Consider the following 21,811-nt stretch of genomic DNA (forward strand, 5'->3'; position numbering starts at 1 on the left):
TCTGCGTTAAAACGTTATGTTCTATGCTCTATGTTCTATGTTCTATGCTCTAATCCTTATACGGATCGAACTCGTTTTCGCCAGCCATCGCCACACCCAATGGTTGCAAGGTGTGCAGAATTTTGACCGTATTGGCGTGATGGTTGAGCACAGCAGGCAAGCGTTTGTAGCAATGTGGCGATTCATCGGTGCCAGCGCCGCGCAATTCAACGCCTTTTTGTTGGACCCAGGTATTCATCATTTCGCGCGAGATTTTGCCAGGCGAGAGCACTTTGCCAGTGCGCCAATTGACTTTGCCGCGAGCAGCGGTGCGGCTCATCACCCGCCCAGCGCCATGCACAGTTGAATGCAAGGCGGTTTTGGATTCTGGCGAATCGATGCCTTCTAAGATGACCGAAATATCGCCCATCGAGCCGCCAACAAAGCCGCGTTGGCCTGGAAAGGCTGGGGTTGCGCCTTTGCGAACCACCCACATGTCCACCCCGTTATGGGTTTCGCGCCAAGCAAAATTATGATGGTTATGGATCTCGTCAAGGATGTTTGCGCCTAAAATACGCGCAACCTCGGCGCAAACCCAATCGCGGCCAGCGTAGGCGTAGCGCCCAGCCAAATTCATACAAGTTAAATATTGCTCGCCCAAATCCGAGGCTGCTGGCAATACCAAGGGCGCAACGTCCATTCCATCTTTGGCGCCGCCAGCCTCTAAAAAGTAGGTGGCGGTTTTATGGCCCAATCCCCGCGAGCCAAAGTGCACGCCAATCCAAGCTCGATCAAGTTCGTCGGCGAATAAATCGACATAATGATTGCCGGAGCCAATTGTGCCAAGCTGATTGCGGGCAGTTTGTTTCAACGATTTGACCGCTGGAATTTGCCAAGCTGGGTCATCAAACAATGCATGATCAACGCTTTGGCGATTGTTCAGTCCAACTCCAAACGACAATGAACGCCAGATGTCGTCCATAATCTGCTTGATATTGGCGCGAACTTCGCTGGCTGGCATATCGAGCAAAACGGCTTTATTGCCGCAGGCAATATCGTAGCCAACGCCCGAAGGGCTAATTGCATCACGGTAGGCCACTACGCCGCCAATTGGCACCGCATAGCCTTTGTGATGATCAGCCATCAATGCCACCGCGTCTGCATCAAGCGCACAGGTTTTAATCTGGCTCAACGCACCTTCATCAATTGGATCACCCCAGATTGGAATATTCTCAACGTACTGCACGATCGCTCTCCTATCGCTTAAAATGAAAATGGGCTATAACTTAGCATAGCCCATACCAGCGACCATCGTTCCCCAGCCCGATTTTAGGCAGCGACGATAAAGCGCAATTCAGTTTGCCATGGATCAAGCACCACCAAGCCGCTTGCTTGCTCCTGCACTGCAACGTCGGCGGCTGCTAAGCGTTGGCGCACGCTATCGAGCGCTGCTTGGTTGGGCATAACAATCTCAAAATGCGCCAAGCCAGCAGCATCGTTTGGTTGTTGCGGGCCATTTTGGCTTTGCCATACATTCAAGCCCAAGTGATGATGATAGCCGCCAGCGCTGACGAACAGCGCACCCGGGTAGTGAGCCACAATATCAAAGCCTAAGACCCCGTGATAGAATTCTTCTGCTTGGCGCAAATTACCAACTTGTAAGTGCATATGGCCAATCGTTGTTCCCGCAGGAATGCCTGCCCACGCAGGTGCATTGGGCGTAATTTCGGCCAAAACTCCATACAGATCAAGCGATTCGGTGACCATATGAACTTCGCCATTGGATCCCCAGCGCCATTCGCTGCGCGAGCGATCGCGATAGATTTCCAAGCCATTGCCATCGGGATCATCGAGGTACAAAGCTTCGCTGACCGCATGATCCGACGCGCCAAAGCGATAGCGCACGGCAATCAAGCGTTGCACCATGTAAGCCAAATCAAGCCGAGTTGGCAAGAGAATTGCTGCATGGTATAAGCCAGTGACATTGCTTGGGTGGCGTTTCAGACCTGCTTCAACCTCTAAGCGCAACACAACCTGGTTGGGCGAACCCAAAACAATCGTTGAGGCCGTTTGTTCTAAAACGTGGAAGCCAAGTAAATCGCGATAAAATGCTAATGAGCGGCCAGCATCAGCGACACGCAAAGTAGTTACGCCGAGTGTCGTAGCGGCATCAATCGATTGAGGCGTAATCGTGCGAAATGTAGCCATAATATTCGTTCCTTTCGAGCAATCAGTACAGCGTTGTTACTGTCAAGCTGTAACCATTCTACGCTCGCTTTGTCCTTAATGTTGTCCCCTCTGTTATCCTTGCATGCGTCACAAATCGGCGTTTTGCTGGGGATTTGGCTCTGGCAACGGCGCTGCTGGCGCAATTGGCTGAATTAATACCAAGCCCTGTTCATCAATGTTAACTGCAATTGGCCGTTGCGGTATGGGTAAGCCAAGCCAAACCAGATAGCGCCCAAGCAGCCAAAAGCTAGCAGCGCTCACCAGCAGGGCCAAAACGACCATTGCACCGCCAGCAAGATAATTGAAACTCAGCCAGAGCATCGACATGCGTGCAAAGCCAGTTGCAAAACAGAGCCACGCCGTGCGGGCAACCAATTTGGTTTGGGCCAAGATTTGGCTGAGCGGGGCCAAAACTAGCAAGATCTGCATTGGCCAATGGTAGGCAAACACAATTGAGCTAGCAGCAAAATTGCGCCCAACCAAACCCAAAAGATAGGCGTAATCCCACCAAAGCACGCAAGGAATCAGGTAGAGCAAGCTGATAAATGGTTCAGCCAAATTTACAATTAATGGCCACAAGGCGCAGCGCAAATCGGCGCGTTGGCGATAGAGCCTAAGCGCCCGCTGCAAAAGCATGCCAGCATACACCGCCAGCCCAAAGATTCCAATCAACAAGCCAATTAATGGCATAGAATTCATGGCGATCACGCAGTTCGATTACCCAAAATAACAATGCAAAGATCATAACATTATTGATCAAGGGTTGGTGTAAGGGCGTTGGGCTTGGCTAATTGATTGACTAGATAATCCAGATAGATACCAAGTAAGCTAAATGACCAAATGCTGCCAATAATGAGTGCGATAACCCACATTAATGAAAACTGATAGATTGCCCACATTGCTAGCAGTCGAATTCCACCAATCAACCAGCTCGCCAAAGCGGTTTTGATGACTAACCGATCCTTCGTATAGAGGCAGAACAAAGGCAAAATTCCCAACATAATGAGCATCGGCCAATGATACAATCCAAAGAGAACCGTGCCATTAACTTTATTCGGACGATTAAGCCAGTTGAAGAATGGATGGTTGGGGCTTACCAAGAGCATTGGTAAAAACAAACCTGTGCTAATAAACGGCTCAGCCAGATTTAAGCTCAAAATTTGAAATGATGCGTTATTGCTAGGTTGCTTTTTTGCTTGTTTGATCGTTGCGCGTAGTAACAACCACATAATTGGATAAAACCCAATGATTAGCAAAATTCCACCAACTACGAGATACATAATAGCCTCCGTTATTGTATGTTCTGGCTTGATTCTAGCGCTAGCCCAAACATAAACTAGTGGAAAGATCTGCCATTCAGCTGATTAAACAGTAAATGGCAGTGCTGTTAGGCTATTAGTTTGATTGTGACACAGCTAAATTGATGCAATTAAGCACAACAAAAAACCACCCCTGCGAACAGGAGTGGTTGGGTTTGGTGGGCGGTACTGGACTCGAACCAGTGACCTCGTCGGTGTGAACGACGCGCTCTAACCAACTGAGCTAACAGCCCATAGCCTTCAAGCCACTGCCGAGTATAGCATAGGCCATGGCTTTGCGCAAATTGATCCACGAAGGCACACAAAGGGATGAAACCGCGAAGAGCGAGAAGGACGCGAAGTTTTTTTTTAGCCACGAATTACACGAATAATGTTCCGATAGCCTATAGCCAATAGCCTTCCTTATCTTTGTCATCCTTCATCCTTTCTTCTTCTGACCTCCCCTTATGCTCTTTGTTCTATGTTCTATGCTCTTTCACGGTACACAATTTGCTCACAGAGCACTAGCGATTTCTGTTGATTTAAAAGGAATTTGTGTATGTTGAAACCTATTTTTGGGCTAGCGCGAGTTTTGTTAGCTGCCCAAGTTGGTTCGTATCTTGGCGATACGCCCAAGCATGGCGCTGGCACGCCCAAAGGCATGGCGCTTGGCCCAGTTAACGTTACGCTCTCGAATGTGGCTCCAGCAGCAATTGTCGGCGTGCTCTGCGGCAATTCGATGGTTTATTCGTTGCTGACTAGCTATGCCCTGAGTAGCATTATTGGCGATAAATTCGAGGAAACAGTGCTTGCGCAAATTGGCCAATAAAAACAGCGCCCAAGTTTAATCGCTTGGGCGCTTTGCATTTAAGTTATTTGCCTTGGGGTGGCTCGACCGCCAACACATAGCCAGTGCCACGCACGGTCAAAATATAGCGTGGGTTTGATGGATCTGGCTCGATTTTTTGGCGCAAGTGATAGATATGCGGTTTGAGCAATTCGGCTGCTTCGCTGCTTTCAGCCTCGTAGCCTTGGGCGCAACGCAATAAATTGGCGTAGCTCATTACCAAGCCTGCTTGCTGGGCCAAACAGCTCAACAAGCGAAACTCAGTTGGGGTGAGATTTAATGTTTGTTCGCCGAGGCGGGCCATTTGCCGCCACAAGCCAATTTCCAATTCGCCAACCCGAATCCATTGATCGCCAGCTGGCTGTTGGCTGGCTGGCTCTGCTGGCTCTTGTTGCTTGCCGCCAAGCTCGCCAACGACCGTTTGGAGGGTCGTCATTAAGCTCTTTTTATGGCGTTGCTCTGCTTGGGCTTCGAGCGCACTTTTGACCCGCGCCAGCACATCTTGCGGGCTTGAGGTTTTGAGCATATAGTCGAACACGCCCAAGTGAATGCCTTCGATGGCACTATCAAGCGAACCATGGCCAGTCAAAATCAAAATTGCTGCATCAGGATAGCGTTCGCGCACCCGTTGGGCAACCGTAATCCCATCAACCCCAGGCAAGCGCAAATCCAAAAGAAACAAATCAAACGGGCGTTGGGCAATCCGATCAAGGGCTTCTTCGCCGCTATCGGCAGTTTGCACATCGTAGCCGCGGCGGCGCAGCAAATCGCCAAGCGTGGCGCGAATCGGAAATTCATCATCAACCAATAATATCGAAGCTTGACTCATTGAATACTCCTAGCTAGGTTGGTAGGGCAGCACAACACGGAAGGTCGAGCCAACCCCAACGGTGCTATCCACCTCGATTTGGCCGCCATGCTGGGTCACAATATGGGCACTAATCGGTAAACCAAGGCCTGTTCCATTGGGTTTGTTGGTAAAAAATGGCTCAAACAGATGCGCCCGAATATCATCAGGAATCCCTGTTCCCGTATCGCAAATTTCGATCGTCGCAAAGCTTGTGGCGGCCTCGGTTGTGACGGTTAATGTGCCGCCAGTGGTCATCGCCTCAAGCGCATTCAGCACCAAATTCAAAAATACTTGCCGTAATTGATCGGCGTTGCAGACCACGGCTGGCAGTTGTGGGTCGGGCGTAAAGGTGATTACGGTATTATTATGCCGCGCGTGTAAGCCGGCTAACGCCAAGGTTTCTTCAATAATTTCATTGAGATCGGTTGGCGCCATCTCGCCGCGCATTGGCCGATAGAAATCGCGCATACGCTCAATAATCCCAGCAATTCTGGTCAATTGATCGCGGGCCAATTGCATAATTGGCGATTCGCGTAAATCGTCGGGCAAATCTTCTTCGAGCAAGAGCAAAGCATTGCGCGCCGCATACAGCGGATTATTAATTTCATGGGCGATGGAAGCTGAAAGTTGGCCAACCGCAGCCAAGCGTGCGCCTTGCAACAAAGCTGCTTCGGCGGCACTGACGCGCTGGGTCAAGCGATGTTCGTGCTCTTTGGCTAGTTTCTTTTGCTCGGTCACATCGCGCACGACAGCAATAATTAATAATTGCTCAGTAGTTTTTAATGGGCTAAGGCTAATTTCGGTATAAAACTCGCTGCCATCGCTGCGGCGCGCCAAAAGGTCACTGCCAATGCCCATTGGGCGGGTGCGTGGCTCTTGGGTGTAATTGCCACGGTAGGCGACGTGAACGCCGCGCACGCGCTCGGGAATCAATAATTCAATTGGTTGACCGATCATCGATTCGCGATCATAGCCAAATATGGCCTCGGCTTGGGCATTGACGACCACAATTACGCCGTGGGCATTCACAATAACGACGCCATCAGGCGCTGCTTCAAGCAAGCTTTGAAAAAGCGGCTCTGCTGGTTGAGTGGCCAGCTGATGGCGCAATAACTCAACTTCGCGTTTAAGGCTGGCGTTTTCCGTTTCAAGCTGTTGATGACTCAGCATACCAAACACTCCCTTGAATGATTGGCAATCATAGCATATTTGGTTGTTGGGGATTGGGGGTTGGGGATTAGGGATCGGGTAAAGCTGGAAATCACGAATTTTTTGATGCATAAAGGAAACGAAGCCTGAAACCGCGAAGAACACGAAGGTTGAGTTGGCTATGGGCTATTGATTTTTGCCTTTTGCCTTCTGACTTTTGACCTCTGACTTCTGACTTCTGAAACCTAGCCCCTGATCCCGCGTCCTTCATCCCTCATAATTCATAATTCCTCCTTTATTGCTGGCCTGAATTATGCTACATTAATAGGCTTGCTCATATGGGTCTGAGTAGCCTAAAAGTGCCTATGTTATAATGCATACATTCATATGCCGAGGAGGATGTGTGAGCCGCTTCAGCGATGTCACCAACATTTGGTCAACCATCAAAGAAATCGATGTGCGCGATATTCGCGATCAAGCTGATCTGCCTTGTCGGATTGCGCTGCTGGGCCATGCTACCTTCGGGCGCGATTTGATTATGCGTTTGTTGACGCTTGGCGCGCAACGCTTCCCAGCCCGCACTCCCCAAGTGAGCATTATCGATTTACCGCTAGGCCGCGAGCAAGCAGTCGATCTCAATCGGGTCGATTTGGTGCTCTTAACGCTTGATTCCAGTCAAGCCTTGAGCTACGACGAATTTCTGGCCTACGAAAAATTGGCAATTCTGCCCATTCCGCTGTTGATTGCGGTTTGGGGTACCGATTTGCCCAAAAGCTCCGAGAGCACGCAGCAAGCAGATTTGCAAGCCTCTCCGGCAGTGTTGCTCGATCCGCAAGCAGATCCGGCGAGCCAACGTAAAGCACTGGCCAAAGCAGTGCTCGAACTCTTGCCTGAATCGTTGCATATTGCCGCCGCGCGGCGCTACCCTGGCTTGCGCAGCGAAGTAACCAATAGCCTGCTAAGCAGTGTTGCGCTAAGTAACGCCACATTTGCTTTCACGTCGGGCTTGCCTGAGATGATTCCTGTATTAAACTTGCCATTAAACGCCGCCGATATGTTGGTTCTAACCAAAAATCAGGCCCTTTTGGCCTATCGAGTGGCGTTGGCGATGGGTGCTGAAGGCGATTTCAGCGCCATGATTCGCGAACTGCTGCCAGTGGTTGGCGGTGGTTTTCTCTGGCGGCAACTTGCACGCCAATTGGTGGGCTTGATTCCGGGCATTGGCTTATTGCCCAAAGTTGCGGTAGCCTACGCTGGCACGTTTGTGACGGGCATTGCTGCCTGGCGTTGGTATGAACGCGGCGAACTGATCAGCAAAGCCGAATTACAAAGCTTGGTCAAAACGGCTTTAGAAGAAGGGCGACAACGGGCAAAGGCGCTCATTGGCAATCGTAAATCAGCCGATAGTGATGGTACTCCAGCGACCAAACCACGCTTGCGCCAACGGCTTGGTAGCTTGCTAAACCCCAAGAATTGGTTTAAGGCGATTCGGGGCCGTTTCAAGCGCAAACCCAAACAGGTACACCAACCAGCGGAGTCAAACGATCAGTCCAACTCTGCTGCTTAATCACATTGAGGATTATCATTCGTGGAAACCTTTGTCATTGAAGGCGGTCATCGCCTGAGCGGGACAATTACACCTGCAGGAAACAAAAATGCCGCCTTGCCATTATTGGCAGCCTGTTTGCTCAGCGACCAACCAGTTATTTTGCGCAATATGCCCGATATTGCCGATGTACGGGTCAAAGTCCAATTATTACAATCCTTAGGCATCGAATGTAGCTGGCTGGAAGATAACGTGTTGCGAGTGCACGCCGCTACTATCAACACCTCTGAGCCAGATATTGCACTTGCCCGCCGTATTCGAACCTCGATTTTGCTGGCTGGGCCGTTGTTGGTGCGTACTGGACGGGCAGTTTTGGCCCGACCAGGCGGCGATTCGATTGGCCATCGACGTTTGGATACCCACTTTCTGGCATTGGTTGCCCTAGGTGCCGAAGTTGAAGTGACCAAACAAGCCTACGAATTACATACCGCTGGCCTTGTTGGCACCGATATTTTCCTTGATGAAATGAGCGTTACTGGAACTGAACAGGCAATTATGGCTGCTGTTTTGGCCAATGGCACGACCACAATTGTCAACGCCGCTTCCGAACCACACGTCCAAGACCTCTGTCGTTGTTTGTTTGCCATGGGCGCAAAAATCACTGGCATTGGCACTAACACCTTGCAAATTCAAGGCGTTTCGCGGCTCAATGGTACCGAATATACGCTCGGCCCCGATTTTATGGAGGTTGGCTCGTTCATCGGGTTGGCCGCCGTGACTGGTAGCAACATTCGCATCGCTAATGCACGGCCTGAAGAACACCGCATGACGCGAATTATGTTTGGGCGTTTGGGCGTAACCTGGCAGGATGAAGGCCCAGATATTGTGATTCCAGGCGATCAGGAGCTGCGCGTGCGCGACGATTTGCATGGCGTTGTACCCAAAATCGACGATATGCCATGGCCTGGCTTCCCACCAGATCTCATGAGCATTGCTTTGGTGATTGCCACCCAAGCGCATGGCACGGTGCTGATTCACGAAAAAATGTTTGATGGACGTTTATTCTTTGTTGATAAGCTGCTGAGCATGGGCGCACGGGTGATTTTGTGCGATCCGCATCGGGCGGTGGTGGTTGGGCCAGCCAAACTCTTCGGCGAACGTCTGACCAGCCCCGATATTCGGGCGGGTATGGCCTTGGTGATTGCTGCATTGTGCGCCAAAGGGACGAGCATTATTTCGAATATTGCCCAAATTGATCGGGGCTACCAACGAATTGAACAACGGCTGGCTGCGCTTGGGGCGCGGATCGAACGCCGTCCTGCTGAATAATGGCCTTTAAGGAGGGTCGGTGTGACCAAAGCATCAGAACAACGGCATATTTTAATTGCTGATGACGATCCTGGGATTCGTGGCCTCTTGTGCGAGGTCTTTGATGAAGAGGGCTATCTGACAGAGCCAGCCGAGCATGGCGGCGAAGTTTTGGCCAAAATGACCAAGAAACATCCCTATGATCTGTTGATTATGGATGTGCGCATGCCTGGCCAAGATGGTTTGACCGTGCTTGAGCAATTGCGCAAAAATGGCATTACCACTCCAGTTATTATGATGACTGCCCATGGTACATCATCAACGGCAATCCGGGCAATTCAAATTGGCGCATACGATTATGTGATCAAGCCGTTCGATGTTGAAGAAGTGACCTTGGTTGTCAAGCGCTTGTTTGATCATCAGCAACTTGCCTCAAAAGTCCGTGAACTCGAAGCCAAAAGCTTTGACCCACGCGACAAAATGATTGGCAATAGCCCAGCCATGCAGGAAATCTACAAGCAAATTGGGCGCGTAGCCCACACCGATGCAACCGTGTTGATTACTGGTGAAACTGGCACTGGCAAGGAAGTGCTGGCCAACTTGATCCACGTTAATTCAGCACGGCGCAACGGGCCAATGGTCAAAGTCAATTGTGCTGCCTTGCCCGAATCGCTGCTCGAAAGCGAATTGTTTGGCCATGAAAAAGGCGCGTTTACTGGCGCGATGGCTCAGCGCAAGGGTCGCTTCGAATTAGCTCATAAAGGCTCAATCTTTTTGGATGAAATTGGCGAAATGACCCTTTCGACCCAAAAGAAATTGTTGCGGATTTTGCAAGAGCGCGAGTTTGAGCGGGTTGGCGGCACGACCACCGTGCGGGTCGATGTGCGGGTGATCGCCGCGACCAACCGTGATCTTGAGGCCGAAGTGCGGGCTGGCACCTTCCGCGAAGATTTGTACTATCGCCTAAATGTGATTACCTTGTATCTGCCAGCCTTGCGCCAACGCACTGGCGATATTCCCTTGCTGGCCGAATTTTTCTTGGATAAATATCGCTATTCGCCATCGTCACCACCAGCCCGCATCTCCGAAGATGCTATGGAGCGGCTGAACAACTACGATTGGCCAGGTAATGTGCGCCAGCTTGAGCACGAGATTGAGCGGGCAGTGATTTTGTCACGCGGCAATGTGATTACCAGCGAGCACATGTCGTTGGTGCCAAGTTCGCGCTCAGCCTTGCAAGTTGATATTGCCGCCCGTTTGCGTGAGCAATCGACGCTCGACGAACTCTTGGCCGATGTTGAACGCTTGGCCTTGCAAGAAGCCCTCGTGCAACACGATGACGACCTGAAGGCCGCCGCCCGCAGCCTTGGCCTAAGCGAAGCCGAGTTTCAAAAGCGCCAGAAGAAGTATACTTCGTAGGTGAGGCTATAGGCTATAGGCTATTGGCTTTTAACGCAGAGGCACAGATCTTTTTAAGGATCAAAACTACAGGATCAAGGGCATAACTGTACTGGTTCATTGCGTGAGCAACCGCAGCATTCCCGCATCACAACCCTATCCCAAGGGTTGGTTTTCGCTGTCCACCACGCATCCGCAGGGTCATCAATGGATGCGGTTCGGTCACGATGGTCCTTGAGGGGGTGCAGGGGGATTAAAGCCCCCCCTGCGCTTCCCGCTGGCGGGACGGAAGGGTGGAAAAGAACGATGGTGGTTAATGTGATGAACCATTACACATAACAGTTATGACTTCCTGATCCTCATAGTTCACATTCTTAACGAAACTCTGCGCCTCTGCGTTAAATAAATATTTGAACCGTGAATCGCACGACGGACGTTTTTCGCTACGAATTCCATGAATTAATGTTCCGCTAGCCAAAAGCCTTCAGCCTATAGCCTTTCTATGCTTACTCGCCCTTGAATTCGGCGGCACGGCGCGCGATTGCTGCTTGCACGCCCTCGCTAAAGTCGGCGCTACGAATTAATTGGCTCTGTGCCCAACCTTCAAGCATCAAGCCGCGGTCAACATCAAACAAACCATCAATCACCCGTTTGGCCATGCCGACGGCCAACGGTGCTGCCAAGATTAGCTCATCAGCAAACGCCTGCACAACTTCATCTAAACTGCCTGCATCAGCCACTTGATTGACAACGCCCCAGCGCTCAGCGTCGGCGGCGCTAAACGTGCGTCCAGTCATAATCAGCTCTTTAGCGCGGCCAACCCCAACCAAGCGCGTCAGGCGGGTTGTGCCACCAACATCAGGCACGATGCCCAAACGGGTTTCTGGCAAAGCCAACTTGGTGCCATTGGCCGCAATTCGAAAATCGCAGGCCAAGGCAATTTCTAAGCCCAAGCCAAGGCCCATGCCATGCAAAACGGCGATTGTGGGAATTTCTAGGCGCTCGATGCGGGTTGTCAAGGCTTGCCAATCGTCGGTGATTGTGCGCATTTGGCGCAACCAATGTTCGCCATAGCGATTGGGTAGATCAAGCAAATCGCCAAGATCGATGCCTGCTGAAAAAACCGGGCCTGCGCCGCTCAAGACGACAACCCGCACGCCCGAAGCGCTGGCTGCCTGATCGATCGCTGCGCGTAAATCTTGGCCAACTTGCCAACTAATGGCATTGCGTTTCTCAGGCCGATTGATCGTAATGCGAAAGATCGCGCCAGTTTGCTCGGTTGTAACGAAACCACTCACAGCATGCTCCTTTGCACAAAAAAAGACGCTGCATCGTTGCTTGATGCAGCGTCGATTGTACCGCTTATGCTTCGGTTGTGGCGTGACGTGTGCCGCCATAAAAAGCAATTTTATCTTTTATATGTTCGTAATTGGGCTTGACGACGGTATACATCCAGGCCACATCAGCGATAGTGCCGTTATCAGTCACCAAATCAATCCAGAAGCATGTACCTTTGTGGGGGCAAACATAGGTGCGCTCGGTCACCCGTAAATTGTGCATATCGACTGCTGCTTGATCAAAATACCAGTTGCCTTCAAGCCGAAAAACCGTTTGTGTTTCAACACCTTTGGCCAAAGTCGCCTGATCATGTTTGGCTTTGATGCTAATTTCCCGTAACATGGATCGTCCTCCGTTGGTAATAGGGAAATCGTACCACGAAAAAGGCCTTAAATTCGGCGCAGCATCGAGCGCAAGCTGAAATCGTGGTATGATTTTGGCAGCTATGATGCGCCATGTATTTCCGGCGCGTTAATCATCTTTCGTGCTCAACAACCTAGGATTAGGAATTATGGCAAAGATTATGGTCGCCATGAGTGGCGGCGTGGATAGTTCGCTCACCGCAGTTTTGCTCAAAGAACAAGGTCACGACGTGACTGGCGTAACCATGCACCTGTGGGAAGGCGATGATAATGGGATCATGGAAAGTCAATGTTGCTCAGTCGAAATGACTGCTGGCGCGCGGCGGGTCTGTGCCCAATACGACATTCCTTACTATGTCTTTAATTATCAAAAAGATTTTCGCAAGCATGTGATCGATTACTTTTTGCGTGAATATTCAAGCGGTGCCACGCCTAACCCGTGCTTGGCCTGCAACCGCGACCTCAAATTTCGAGTGCTGCTCGAACGGGCTGAACTCTTGGGCTTCGATGGCTTAGCAACTGGCCACTTTGTGCAGATTACTGGCGGCGGCGACCAGCCCTACGATTTGCGGCGCGGGATTGACATCAACAAAGATCAATCGTATGTGTTATATATGCTGAGTCAACGCGAATTGAGCCGTTTGCACTTTCCATTGGGTGGGTTTACTAAACCCCAAGTACGCCAAATGGCCCGTGAACGTGGCTTAGTTACCGCCGACAAGCCAGAAAGCATGGATATTTGTTTTATTCCCGATAACAACTATCGGCGTTTCTTAAACGAAGAACGCCCAGAAATTATGCGCCCAGGCCCAATTGTCAATCGGCGCGGTGATGTGCTTGGTAATCATAAAGGCTTGCCCCAATACACGATTGGCCAACGCAAAGGCTTGGGCATTGCCGCAGGCTCGCCGTTATTTGTGATCGAAATCGACACGGTACGCAACTTGCTCATCGTTGGTGATGCTGATGAACTAGAATGCCGCGATTTTGTGATTGACGATGTCCGCAGCGTCTATGGCCAGATCGAAGCCGGAACCTATGCGGTGCAAATCCGTGCTCATGGCGAGGCCGTGCCAGCCACGATTACCCCCCGCGACAACGGCACGCTACACATTCGCTATGATCAACCACAACGTTCGGTAACACCAGGCCAAGCTGCCGTGCTCTATCGCGATGATCGGGTGTTTGGTGGTGGTCGGATCAGTACGGAGCGCTATTCGTGAGCGAGTTAGAGCCAGCAGCATTGATTATTGCGCTGCTTGCCAGCGTTTACGGAGCCTTGGCGCATCTCTTTTGGGGGCAGCGTTGGCGCCATTTGCCCCTTTTTTTGGGCACAGCGCTCATTGGCTGCCTTATGAGCTATGCCTTTAACTTGCATTTTATTGGGGCTGGACCAGTGCCAGCAGGGGTACCGTTGGTCGAATCGACTATTGCTGCATGGATTATGTTAATCCTAGCAACGCGACTGCGCGTTTAACCCCTACGAAGGCAAAAAAGGCGACAATATTCCTGTGGTGAAAGTGTGGCATATTTCGGGGCAATATGCTATAATCGCCGCGATCAAATCCCTCTTTGTAAAGCATTAAATGTACCTTTCGACGGTTTGATTGGTCGTGTCGGTACGCTGGAGGATTGCTTGAAGAAGTTTGCCATTATCGGGGGCATCGTCCTCCTTGTTCTTGGGATTGGTCTGCCGATTTTGTTGATATCACAGGGCTGGCTCAACGAGGCCCGTGATCTTGCGATTATCCTCTTGGCAATTTTCCAACTCTTCTCGGTCACCTTGATGATTGTTTTGGTGGGCGTGTTGGTGGTGATGGTCAACGAGTTGCGCAACTTGGCCAAGGAAAAAATCTCGCCCAAGGTCGACGACGTGTTGGAACGGGTCAAAGATATTACCGAAAATGCCAAGGTTACAACCACAACCGCCAAGCAAACAGCCTCGTATGTGGCTGAAGGCGTGGTTTCACCAGTGATCAAGGCCGCTAGCTTGTTGGCAGGGGTCAAAGCTGGGGCCAAATCGTTGGCGCGGCGGCAAGCCCGTGGTTCGTTGCCTAGCGATCGCAACGAAAATAACTAGGCTGCCCTCTTGTCAAACGACAAGGGCTAGTGGTACGATACACAGACCAAACCATCCTCTATCTGGTGAACGCTATGGCTGAACGGTTTCCGTATGGTGGACAAGCAGTAATGGAAGGCGTAATGATGCGCGGTTTACACCGGGCTAGTGTCGCTGTCCGTTCACCTTCTGGGCAAATCGTCATTCGTGACCGTGAATTAAACTTAGCGCGGCGGGTTTTTTGGAGTCGGCTTCCGCTGCTGCGTGGCATTCAGCTTTTGGGCGATGCTTTGGTAATTGGGATGTGGGCTTTGATGTTTTCGGCAAGCGTGACCGAGGATCAAGCCGAGCAACCCTTGAGTAAAGGCCAAACCGCACTGTTGGTTGCAACCTCGGTCGGGATTTCGATTGCGTTGTTTTTTGTGTTGCCATTGCTGGTTGCTTCGGGCATTGCCAGTTGGGCCAAGCTTGGCATCTACAGTCGCGAAACAATCGAAGGCATAACGCGCTTGCTGATTTTTGTTGGCTACCTGATCCTCGTTGGGCGCACCGCAGAAATTCGGCGGGTTTTCGGGTATCATGGGGCTGAGCATAAAGCAGTATCGGCCTATGAAGCGGGCCTGCCATTGACCGTTGAGCACGTTCGGCCCTTTACAACCATCCACCCGCGCTGTGGCACAACCTTATTGCTCATTGTGGTGGTGCTCAGCATTCCTGTATTTGCATTGCTTGGCACGTTTCCCTTTTGGCTACGCTTGCTAAGCCGAATCATCCTAGTGCCATTTGTGGCGGCGCTTGCCTACGAGCTTATGCGGCTTACTGCAAGCAAGGCAACAAACCCGATTGTGCGTGGTTTAATGACACCAGCACTGGCGCTGCAACGCTTGACCACCCGCGAACCAGATGATGCCATGCTTGAGGTAGCAATCGCTGCCCTGGCGCGGGTCTTGGCCGCCGATGGACAAACGATTGAAACGCAGCCCATTGCGGTCGATATTCGGCCTGCACTTACGTCCTAACATCGTACATCCAGAGTGAGGGCATCTGTATGGCTCTTGTTGGTAATTTGCGCGACTTTGCACTCGCTGATTTTCTTTATCTGATCGATCGCGGGTACAAAACTGGCAGTTTACAACTGAACCGTCAAAGTGCCGCAGCAACGCTCTACTTTGAAAAGGGAAAACTGCTCTACGCCGCGCAAGCGCAAGAACGCGAATCGCTCGGCGAGATGTTGCAGCGCACGGGGAAACTCACGCCGCAACAAGTGCAGCAGGCGGTGCAACTGCAGCAAACTGATGGCAACCAATCGCTTGGAACGGTGCTGGTCGAGCACGATATTATCACGCGCGAAGACCTGCAACGCCACATCCAAACCCACATAGAAGAGACGGTGTACAGTCTGTTTGGCTGGCCCGATGGTGAGTTTTGCTTCAATGCCGGGGTAAAGCTCGACCGTGATGATGTCCAATCGCCGGTACCGCTTGGGGTGGAAAACCTCATTATGGAGGGTGTACGCCGCGTCGATGAATGGGGCCGCATCAAGGATCATATTCCCAATACCGATATGATCGCACGCTTTGTCGATCAGCCACTCGAAAAGGCTAAAAGTATCAACTTAACGCCCGATGAATGGCGGATTTTTGCCCGCATCAACGGCAAAGATTCGATCAAAGAAGTGATTAGTCGGACTGGTTTGAGTGAATTTGATGTGAGCCGCATTGTATACGGCTTCATTTCGGCAGGCTTGGTTGAGGTAACCCGACCTCGCCCTCCTGTCCCAGCGACGGGACGCGCTGGTGCTGGTGCCGCTGCAGGAGCACCAAAACGCAGCCTCGTCTCACGGATCATCAATCGTATTAGGGGAATGTAGAAAGGCGGCGCTGCGCTGGAACACTCCCACACTCCCACCGGCAACCTAGCTCCGTCTTAGGAGGACGTATGCAGACTGTCAAAATGGTTATCAGTGGCGCGGTTAACGCTGGTAAAACACAGTTCATTCGTGCCATTAGTGAAATCGAGGTGGTTTCGACCGAACGGAAGGCCTCCGACGATACCAAACTGCTCAAGGGCGAAACCACCGTTGCAATGGACTTTGGCCGCATTACCATCAGTGATGATTTGGTGTTGCACTTGTTTGGCACACCCGGCCAAAAACGCTTCGACTTTATGTGGGAAATCTTGTCCGAGGGGATGCTCGGCTTGATTGTGTTGGTCGATAGCACCCGGCCTGAAACGTTCCGCGAAACAAATCGGATTATCGATTTCTTCACTTCGCAACGTGATGCGCCGTATGTCGTCGCCGCCAACAAGCAAGACCACGAAAATGCTTGGGCACCTGATGAGTTGCGGCTCGCCTTGCGGTTGCCAGCCCATGTTAAAATTGTTCCCTGTGTGGCAACCCAAAAGGATTCGGTTAAGAATGTGCTGCTAGAATTGCTCTACGTTATTATGCAGCGCTCAGCCGATTAGGCGATTCTTCACGCTTCATTGCTCTTTTTCGCCATGCCGTACTCTGCAACCAGAGTACGGCTTTTTGCCTTTGTGGAGAAGGTTTTTTATGCAGTTGAATTTGCCAATTCTTGACCAATTACAAGGCCGTCGCTCAATCTTAATCGCTGGCATGGGCGGCGGTTTTGATATTTTCTGTGGCTTGCCGATCTTCCTCCAATTGCGCCAGCAAGGTTTTAATGTGCATCTGGCCAATTTCAGCTTCAGCGACCTTGAAGCGGCCACCAATCTTGAATATCTCGGTGATACGGTTTATGGCGTGCCCAGTTTGCCCCACGAGCCTGAATTTGTGCCAAGCCATAGTCCAATCGATGCCACTCAAGTCGCTTTGTTCCAGCGCTATAAGCCGTTTATCTATTTTCCTGAGCTGTATTTGGCTGAGTGGTTTCGCCAAACCTATGGGGAGCGATTGACGGTTTGGTCGTTTTTGCGCAGTGGCGTGCAACCACTCTTGGCCAGTTATCGGCGTTTGGTGCAGCACTTAGCAATCGATGCGATTATCTTGGTCGATGGCGGGGTTGATGCTTTGGTGCAAGGCGATGAGGCCGAAATTGGCACCTTGGTCGAAGATTCGATCTCGTTAGCTGCGGTCAAGCAGTTGCACGAGGTGCCAACCAAAATTGTGGCCTGCATTGGTTTGGGCGCTGAACGCGATATGTATTACCCGCATATTTTTCAAAATATTGCTACTTTGGCCGAGGCCGAGGTGCTGCTTGGAACATGCAGTTTGATCAAGCAAATGCCAGTTTATCAAGCCTATGCAGCGGCGGTGCACTGGGCACAAGCTCGAATTTACCAAGATCCCAGTGTGATCAATAGTTCGATTATCTCGGCGGTCGAGGGCTATTTTGGCGATTATCATCTGACCAGTAAAACCGCAGGCAGCAAGCTTGATATTAATCCGCTGATGAGTGTGTATTGGTTTTTTGATTTGGCTGGTTTGGCCGAGCGCCATTTGTTGCTTGAGCCGCTGCTTGAAACCGAGCATCTGCGCGAGGTGGTGCAATGGGTGCATACCTTGCGCGCAAACTTGCCGATTCGGCCTCGAATACGCTAAGTGGTTGCGACGCGAGGGGTCAGGGATCGGGGATTGGGATTTTAACGTAGAGGCGCAGAGAAATGAAGGATGAAGTAAAATCAAAAATCAAAAATTAGAAAGTTATATTATCCACGAAGCGCACGAAGGGCTAGGAACCACGAAGTTTGCGAAGTTAAGTTTTTGGCCACAGATTGGCACAGATTTTTGGGATTATGTTCTGCAAGCCAAAAGCCCTTTTTATTTTTCGTGCAATTCGTGGAATTCGTGGCTAAAAAACCTCGCCTTCGTGATCTTCGCGGTTCCTCGTACTTGGCTTATTGTTTCTCGGTGCGTTTGGCAGCTTCCCAAAGCGTGTCTGCTTCGCTCAAGCTGAGTTGGCTGAGTTGGCGGCCTTGGGCTTGGGCTGCTTGTTCAACGGCCACAAAGCGGCGGCGAAATTTGGCAATTGTGCCGCGTAGCGCACTTTCTGAATCAATTTTGAGCCAGCGCGCCAAATTGGTCAAGGCAAACAGCACATCACCAAATTCGGCAGCTTGTTCTTCTGGGCTGGCAGCTGCTTGCAATTCGCCAATTTCTTCATGCACTTTCTCCCAAACGCCGCTGATGTCAGGCCAATCGAAGCCAACTTTGGCAGCTTTTTTGCCCATGAGTTGCGCTGTTGCGAGTGGCGGCAAGGTTTTGGCGATGCCATCGAGTGCGCTTTCCCGTTGGCTGCCTTTTTCTTTGTGCTCAGTTGCCTTAATCGCATCCCAATTGCGCAATACTTCGTCTGCATCGCTCACTTCGGTGGTGCCAAAAATATGCGGGTGGCGGCGAATCAGCTTGCTGTTGATTGCAGCATAGACCTGATCGAGATCGAAGCGGCCTGCTTGGCGGCCAAACTCTGCGTGAAAGACAATTTGCAACAGTAAATCGCCCAATTCTTCTTTGAGATTTGGCCAATCTTCAGCGTCGAGCGCTTCGAGGGTTTCATGGGTTTCTTCAAGCAAGAATTCGCGCAAGCTGGCGTGGGTTTGTTTACGATCCCATGGGCAGCCTTGTGGCCCTGCCAAACGCGCCATAATCCATTCTAATGTGCTTGGGCTAGCCAAATCAGCCTCGATGCTGAGTGCTGGCAGATACCAGGCTTGGGCTGGGCTGGCGTTGGCAAGGGTTGTTTGGTTCAGGCCCGTTGCAGCAAGGCTCTGAATTTGATAGTCGCTGGGATAGCGGCGCAATAAGCTGGCCCGAACTGCTGGCAATATCGCTGCATCGATTGCGGTGACGATCAAGGCTTGGGTTGCTTGAAACGGTAACGGGCTAACGAAGGCTTGATAGTCAGCGATGCCCTGTAATTCACTCCACGCTCGATCAACGCCTTCGGCAGGTTGAGGCGTTGGTGCAATAAGCTTGTGGGCAGGCACAACTTGAAAGCCTTGGCTAAGGTCGAGTGGAAATTGGCTGAGAAACTGAGTTAACATTGCTGATCCTTAAATAAAGAGCGACAGGATGAGCATAGCATCCTGTCGTAACGCCCATTGGCATTGCTCTGCTTATTGGAAAACGGTCACTGATTCTGGGAAGGGTACATCCTCAGCGCGCACATAATTTTTGATCAAATCTTTTTGGCGGTATTCTTCGACTTTTCCTTGCACATAGGCCGTGCCTTCTGGCGAATTCATAAGTTCTTGGAACGAGCCAAAGCTAATCGCATTGCGGCTTTCGGTAATTTTCATAATGTGATAGCCAAATTGGGTTTTGACCGGCTCGCTCAATTGGCCAACTTCCAGCGTGTTGAGCGCGGTGGCAAACTCAGGCACGAAGCCAGCAAATTGCTCTTTGGTATACCATCCGAGGTCGCCGCCGTTTGAGCCACTGCCAGGATCTTCAGAATATTGTTGGGCTAAGGCCGAGAAATCTTCGCCAGCCTTCAATTGGGTCAAAAGTTGGTTGGCGCGATCAAGGGCGACTGATTCACTGACGGTTTCGGTGGAAACCAAAATATGAAACAGATGAAATTGTGGCGTTTCGCTTGGCAGTTGCAGCAGTTTGGCATAGCTCTCGAAGGTCAAAATCTGGGCAACATAGGCGCGCATATTTTCAACCGTGCCAAAACGATTTTCTTTGGCAAAAGCTTCATAATCGGCAAAGGTTGGTTTTTCTTTTTGAACCGCCTGATCGATCATCATCGTGGTTTGTTCTGCGGTCACGCTATCGATGCCTGCGCCAAGCTTGGCACTTTCTTCCAAAATCACTTTTTGCAAAATGAGTTGCTCTAAAAGTTGTTGGCGGGTAGTATTGGCATCAAGGCCGCCAGCATTGTTGTTGATATTATTGGAATTTTGATCTAAAAAGGTTGTAAATTCTGCTTCAGTGATTGAAGAATTACCGACCTCAACCATGACTTTCGATTGACTGGTGGTAATTTCACTACCACAACCTGCTAGGATTGCGATTACAAAACAGAGCAGCAACCACTGGGCGTGTCGTCGCATGAGCCAAAGTCCTCCACATGTTGAAATGCTAAATTATATATCTCATTGATACCGCAGCCATGGCTGCTTGTCAAACGCCAAACGAGGCAGCCGTGGCCCGACTACCTCGTTTAAGCTGGTTAATTGGCCAATTTAGGCGTATTCTGGTTGGCCTGGCACCGGGAAGGCCGCGCATAATTCGCGAACTTCGCCAGCAACTTTGGCTTGTAATTCTTTGTTGCTCAAATCGCGCACAATTTGGCCGACCCAAACGGCGATTTGGCGCATTTCATTTGGCCCAAAGCCCCGCGTGGTTGCAGCAGGCGTGCCAAAGCGCAAACCGCTGGCGGTCATTGGTGGCTTGGGATCAAATGGAATCGCGTTTTTGTTGACCGTAATGCCAGCATGGTCAAGGGCTTTTTCAGCGTCTTTGCCTGTAGCATTCACCGGAGTCAAATCGACCAACAACAGGTGGTTATCGGTGCCGCCGCTGACAATCCGCAGGCCTTCGTTGGTCAAGGCCTCGGCTAGCACTTGGGCATTTTCCACCACCCGGCGCATATAATCGCGGTAATCTGGTTGCAACGCTTCGCCAAAGGCAACAGCTTTGGCAGCGATCACGTGCATCAATGGGCCGCCTTGCACACCAGGAAACACAACTTTATCGATATTTTTGGCCTGTTCTGCACTGCACATAATCATGCCGCCACGAGGGCCACGCAAGGTTTTATGGGTGGTCGTGGTGACATAATCAGCAACCCCAACAGGTGATGGATGCAGGCCAGCAGCAACCAAGCCAGCAATGTGGGCAATATCGGCCATCAAAATTGCCCCAACATTATCGGCAATTGTGCGCAGCAAATCGAAATTGATTGTGCGTGGATAGGCGCTGGCGCCACAGATAATCATCTTAGGCTGAGTTTTGTGGGCAATCTCGGCAACTTCTTCATAATCGATCTGTTCGGTTTTGCGGTCAACGCCATAGCCGTGAATCTCATATGATTTGCCTGAGAAGTTGAGCGGATGGCCGTGGGTCAAGTGGCCGCCATGGGCCAAACTCATGCCCAGCACTCGGTCGCCATGCTCAAGTGTCGCCAGTTGCACCGCCATATTGGCTTGCGCGCCAGAGTGTGGCTGGACATTGACATGCTCAGCGCCAAACAATTGCTTGGCTCGTTTGATCGCCAAATCTTCGGCGACATCAACAAACTCGCAGCCGCCGTAGTAGCGTTTGCGTGGATAACCTTCGGCATATTTATTGGTCAACACCGAGCCTTGGGCGGCCAATACAGCACTGCTGACATAGTTTTCAGAGGCGATTAGCTCAATCCCATGGCGTTGACGTTCAGCTTCAGAGTCGATAGCTTGCGCCAATTCAGGATCTTGTTGGCGCAATTCATCCATTAACGACATGCGTACACTCCTTGTCTACGTGGAAAACATCCTTG

22 protein-coding genes and 1 tRNA gene are annotated in these 21,811 nt (G+C 51.0%); 11 read left to right on the forward strand and 12 right to left on the reverse strand.

Annotation, left to right across the window (positions count from 1 at the left end; translation table 11 throughout):
• Positions 1-49 precede the first annotated feature (49 nt).
• The 5 genes from SE18_RS05430 to SE18_RS05450 form a co-directional block, all read right to left on the reverse strand.
• On the reverse strand, positions 50-1,225 hold the full coding sequence (locus SE18_RS05430; RefSeq protein ID WP_083469735.1) for an RtcB family protein: 1,176 nt from the start codon (positions 1,223-1,225) through the stop codon (positions 50-52).
• Positions 1,226-1,308: 83 nt separating this feature from the next.
• Complete coding sequence (locus SE18_RS05435) at positions 1,309-2,187, reverse strand: VOC family protein (protein WP_054533415.1); 879 nt, start codon at positions 2,185-2,187, stop codon at positions 1,309-1,311.
• Positions 2,188-2,295: 108 nt separating this feature from the next.
• Positions 2,296-2,907: a hypothetical protein gene (locus tag SE18_RS05440; protein WP_152976559.1), complete on the reverse strand. Its 612-nt coding sequence runs from the start codon at positions 2,905-2,907 to the stop codon at positions 2,296-2,298.
• Positions 2,908-2,957: 50 nt separating this feature from the next.
• Entirely contained in the window at positions 2,958-3,488 is a 531-nt protein-coding gene (locus SE18_RS05445; protein ID WP_054533417.1) for a hypothetical protein, read from the reverse strand.
• A 195-nt stretch (positions 3,489-3,683) separates the two neighbouring features.
• Positions 3,684-3,760: transfer RNA gene (locus SE18_RS05450), tRNA-Val, on the reverse strand.
• A 305-nt stretch (positions 3,761-4,065) separates the two neighbouring features.
• Between SE18_RS05450 and SE18_RS05455 the strand changes: the two genes are divergently transcribed.
• On the forward strand, positions 4,066-4,335 hold the full coding sequence (locus SE18_RS05455) for a hypothetical protein (RefSeq protein WP_054533418.1): 270 nt from the start codon (positions 4,066-4,068) through the stop codon (positions 4,333-4,335).
• A gap of 43 nt (positions 4,336-4,378) precedes the next feature.
• Here SE18_RS05455 and SE18_RS05460 read toward each other — a convergent pair whose 3' ends face one another.
• A complete protein-coding gene (locus SE18_RS05460; protein ID WP_054533419.1) occupies positions 4,379-5,182 on the reverse strand; it encodes a response regulator transcription factor in 804 nt (267 codons plus the stop codon).
• Positions 5,183-5,191: 9 nt separating this feature from the next.
• Positions 5,192-6,373 carry an ATP-binding protein gene (locus tag SE18_RS05465; protein ID WP_054533420.1) on the reverse strand — a complete coding sequence of 394 codons (1,182 nt, stop codon included), beginning with the start codon at positions 6,371-6,373 and terminating at the stop codon, positions 5,192-5,194.
• A gap of 382 nt (positions 6,374-6,755) precedes the next feature.
• Here SE18_RS05465 and SE18_RS05470 point away from each other — a divergent pair, with 382 nt between their 5' ends.
• Genes SE18_RS05470 through SE18_RS05480 form a run of 3 tightly spaced genes read left to right on the forward strand, consistent with a single transcriptional unit; the run spans position 6,756 to position 10,625 of the window.
• A complete protein-coding gene (locus SE18_RS05470) occupies positions 6,756-7,919 on the forward strand; it encodes a hypothetical protein (protein ID WP_054533421.1) in 1,164 nt (387 codons plus the stop codon).
• 21 nt (positions 7,920-7,940) lie between these two features.
• Entirely contained in the window at positions 7,941-9,227 is a 1,287-nt protein-coding gene (gene murA, locus SE18_RS05475; protein ID WP_054533422.1) for a UDP-N-acetylglucosamine 1-carboxyvinyltransferase, read from the forward strand.
• A 21-nt stretch (positions 9,228-9,248) separates the two neighbouring features.
• On the forward strand, positions 9,249-10,625 hold the full coding sequence (locus tag SE18_RS05480) for a sigma-54-dependent transcriptional regulator (protein ID WP_054533423.1): 1,377 nt from the start codon (positions 9,249-9,251) through the stop codon (positions 10,623-10,625).
• Positions 10,626-11,110: 485 nt separating this feature from the next.
• Here SE18_RS05480 and SE18_RS05485 read toward each other — a convergent pair whose 3' ends face one another.
• The gene (locus SE18_RS05485; protein WP_054533424.1) at positions 11,111-11,902 is read right to left on the reverse strand and encodes an enoyl-CoA hydratase/isomerase family protein; all 792 of its coding nucleotides are present in this window, start codon (positions 11,900-11,902) and stop codon (positions 11,111-11,113) included.
• A 64-nt stretch (positions 11,903-11,966) separates the two neighbouring features.
• Positions 11,967-12,284 (reverse strand): DUF427 domain-containing protein, encoded by a 318-nt coding sequence (locus tag SE18_RS05490; protein WP_054533425.1) that lies wholly within the window; start codon positions 12,282-12,284, stop codon positions 11,967-11,969.
• Positions 12,285-12,453: 169 nt separating this feature from the next.
• Between SE18_RS05490 and mnmA the strand changes: the two genes are divergently transcribed.
• From mnmA to SE18_RS05525, 7 genes are all read left to right on the forward strand, one after another.
• Positions 12,454-13,527: a tRNA 2-thiouridine(34) synthase MnmA gene (gene mnmA / locus SE18_RS05495; protein WP_054533426.1), complete on the forward strand. Its 1,074-nt coding sequence runs from the start codon at positions 12,454-12,456 to the stop codon at positions 13,525-13,527.
• The gene (locus SE18_RS05500; protein ID WP_012188398.1) at positions 13,524-13,781 is read left to right on the forward strand and encodes a hypothetical protein; all 258 of its coding nucleotides are present in this window, start codon (positions 13,524-13,526) and stop codon (positions 13,779-13,781) included. The genes mnmA and SE18_RS05500 overlap by 4 nt, the downstream gene beginning before the upstream one ends.
• A gap of 159 nt (positions 13,782-13,940) precedes the next feature.
• Positions 13,941-14,384, forward strand: coding sequence for a hypothetical protein (locus SE18_RS05505; RefSeq protein ID WP_054533427.1), 444 nt, complete (start codon positions 13,941-13,943; stop codon positions 14,382-14,384).
• Between the two features lie 74 nt (positions 14,385-14,458).
• Positions 14,459-15,382 carry a DUF1385 domain-containing protein gene (locus tag SE18_RS05510; protein WP_054533428.1) on the forward strand — a complete coding sequence of 308 codons (924 nt, stop codon included), beginning with the start codon at positions 14,459-14,461 and terminating at the stop codon, positions 15,380-15,382.
• A gap of 29 nt (positions 15,383-15,411) precedes the next feature.
• A complete protein-coding gene (locus SE18_RS05515) occupies positions 15,412-16,233 on the forward strand; it encodes a DUF4388 domain-containing protein (RefSeq protein ID WP_054533429.1) in 822 nt (273 codons plus the stop codon).
• Positions 16,234-16,301: 68 nt separating this feature from the next.
• Entirely contained in the window at positions 16,302-16,832 is a 531-nt protein-coding gene (locus SE18_RS05520; RefSeq protein WP_054533430.1) for a GTP-binding protein, read from the forward strand.
• Positions 16,833-16,920: 88 nt separating this feature from the next.
• Positions 16,921-17,928, forward strand: coding sequence for a DUF1152 domain-containing protein (locus SE18_RS05525; protein WP_054533431.1), 1,008 nt, complete (start codon positions 16,921-16,923; stop codon positions 17,926-17,928).
• A 296-nt stretch (positions 17,929-18,224) separates the two neighbouring features.
• On the opposite strand, the gene mazG is transcribed toward SE18_RS05525, so the two are convergent.
• From mazG to SE18_RS05540, 3 genes are all read right to left on the reverse strand, one after another.
• The gene (gene mazG / locus SE18_RS05530) at positions 18,225-19,370 is read right to left on the reverse strand and encodes a nucleoside triphosphate pyrophosphohydrolase (protein WP_054533432.1); all 1,146 of its coding nucleotides are present in this window, start codon (positions 19,368-19,370) and stop codon (positions 18,225-18,227) included.
• A gap of 72 nt (positions 19,371-19,442) precedes the next feature.
• On the reverse strand, positions 19,443-20,384 hold the full coding sequence (locus SE18_RS05535; protein ID WP_054533433.1) for a peptidylprolyl isomerase: 942 nt from the start codon (positions 20,382-20,384) through the stop codon (positions 19,443-19,445).
• 132 nt (positions 20,385-20,516) lie between these two features.
• On the reverse strand, positions 20,517-21,767 hold the full coding sequence (locus SE18_RS05540; protein WP_170206269.1) for a serine hydroxymethyltransferase: 1,251 nt from the start codon (positions 21,765-21,767) through the stop codon (positions 20,517-20,519).
• Between the last annotated feature and the right edge of the window lie 44 nt (positions 21,768-21,811).

Source organism: Herpetosiphon geysericola, from assembly GCF_001306135.1.
Lineage (GTDB): Bacteria > Chloroflexota > Chloroflexia > Chloroflexales > Herpetosiphonaceae > Herpetosiphon > Herpetosiphon geysericola.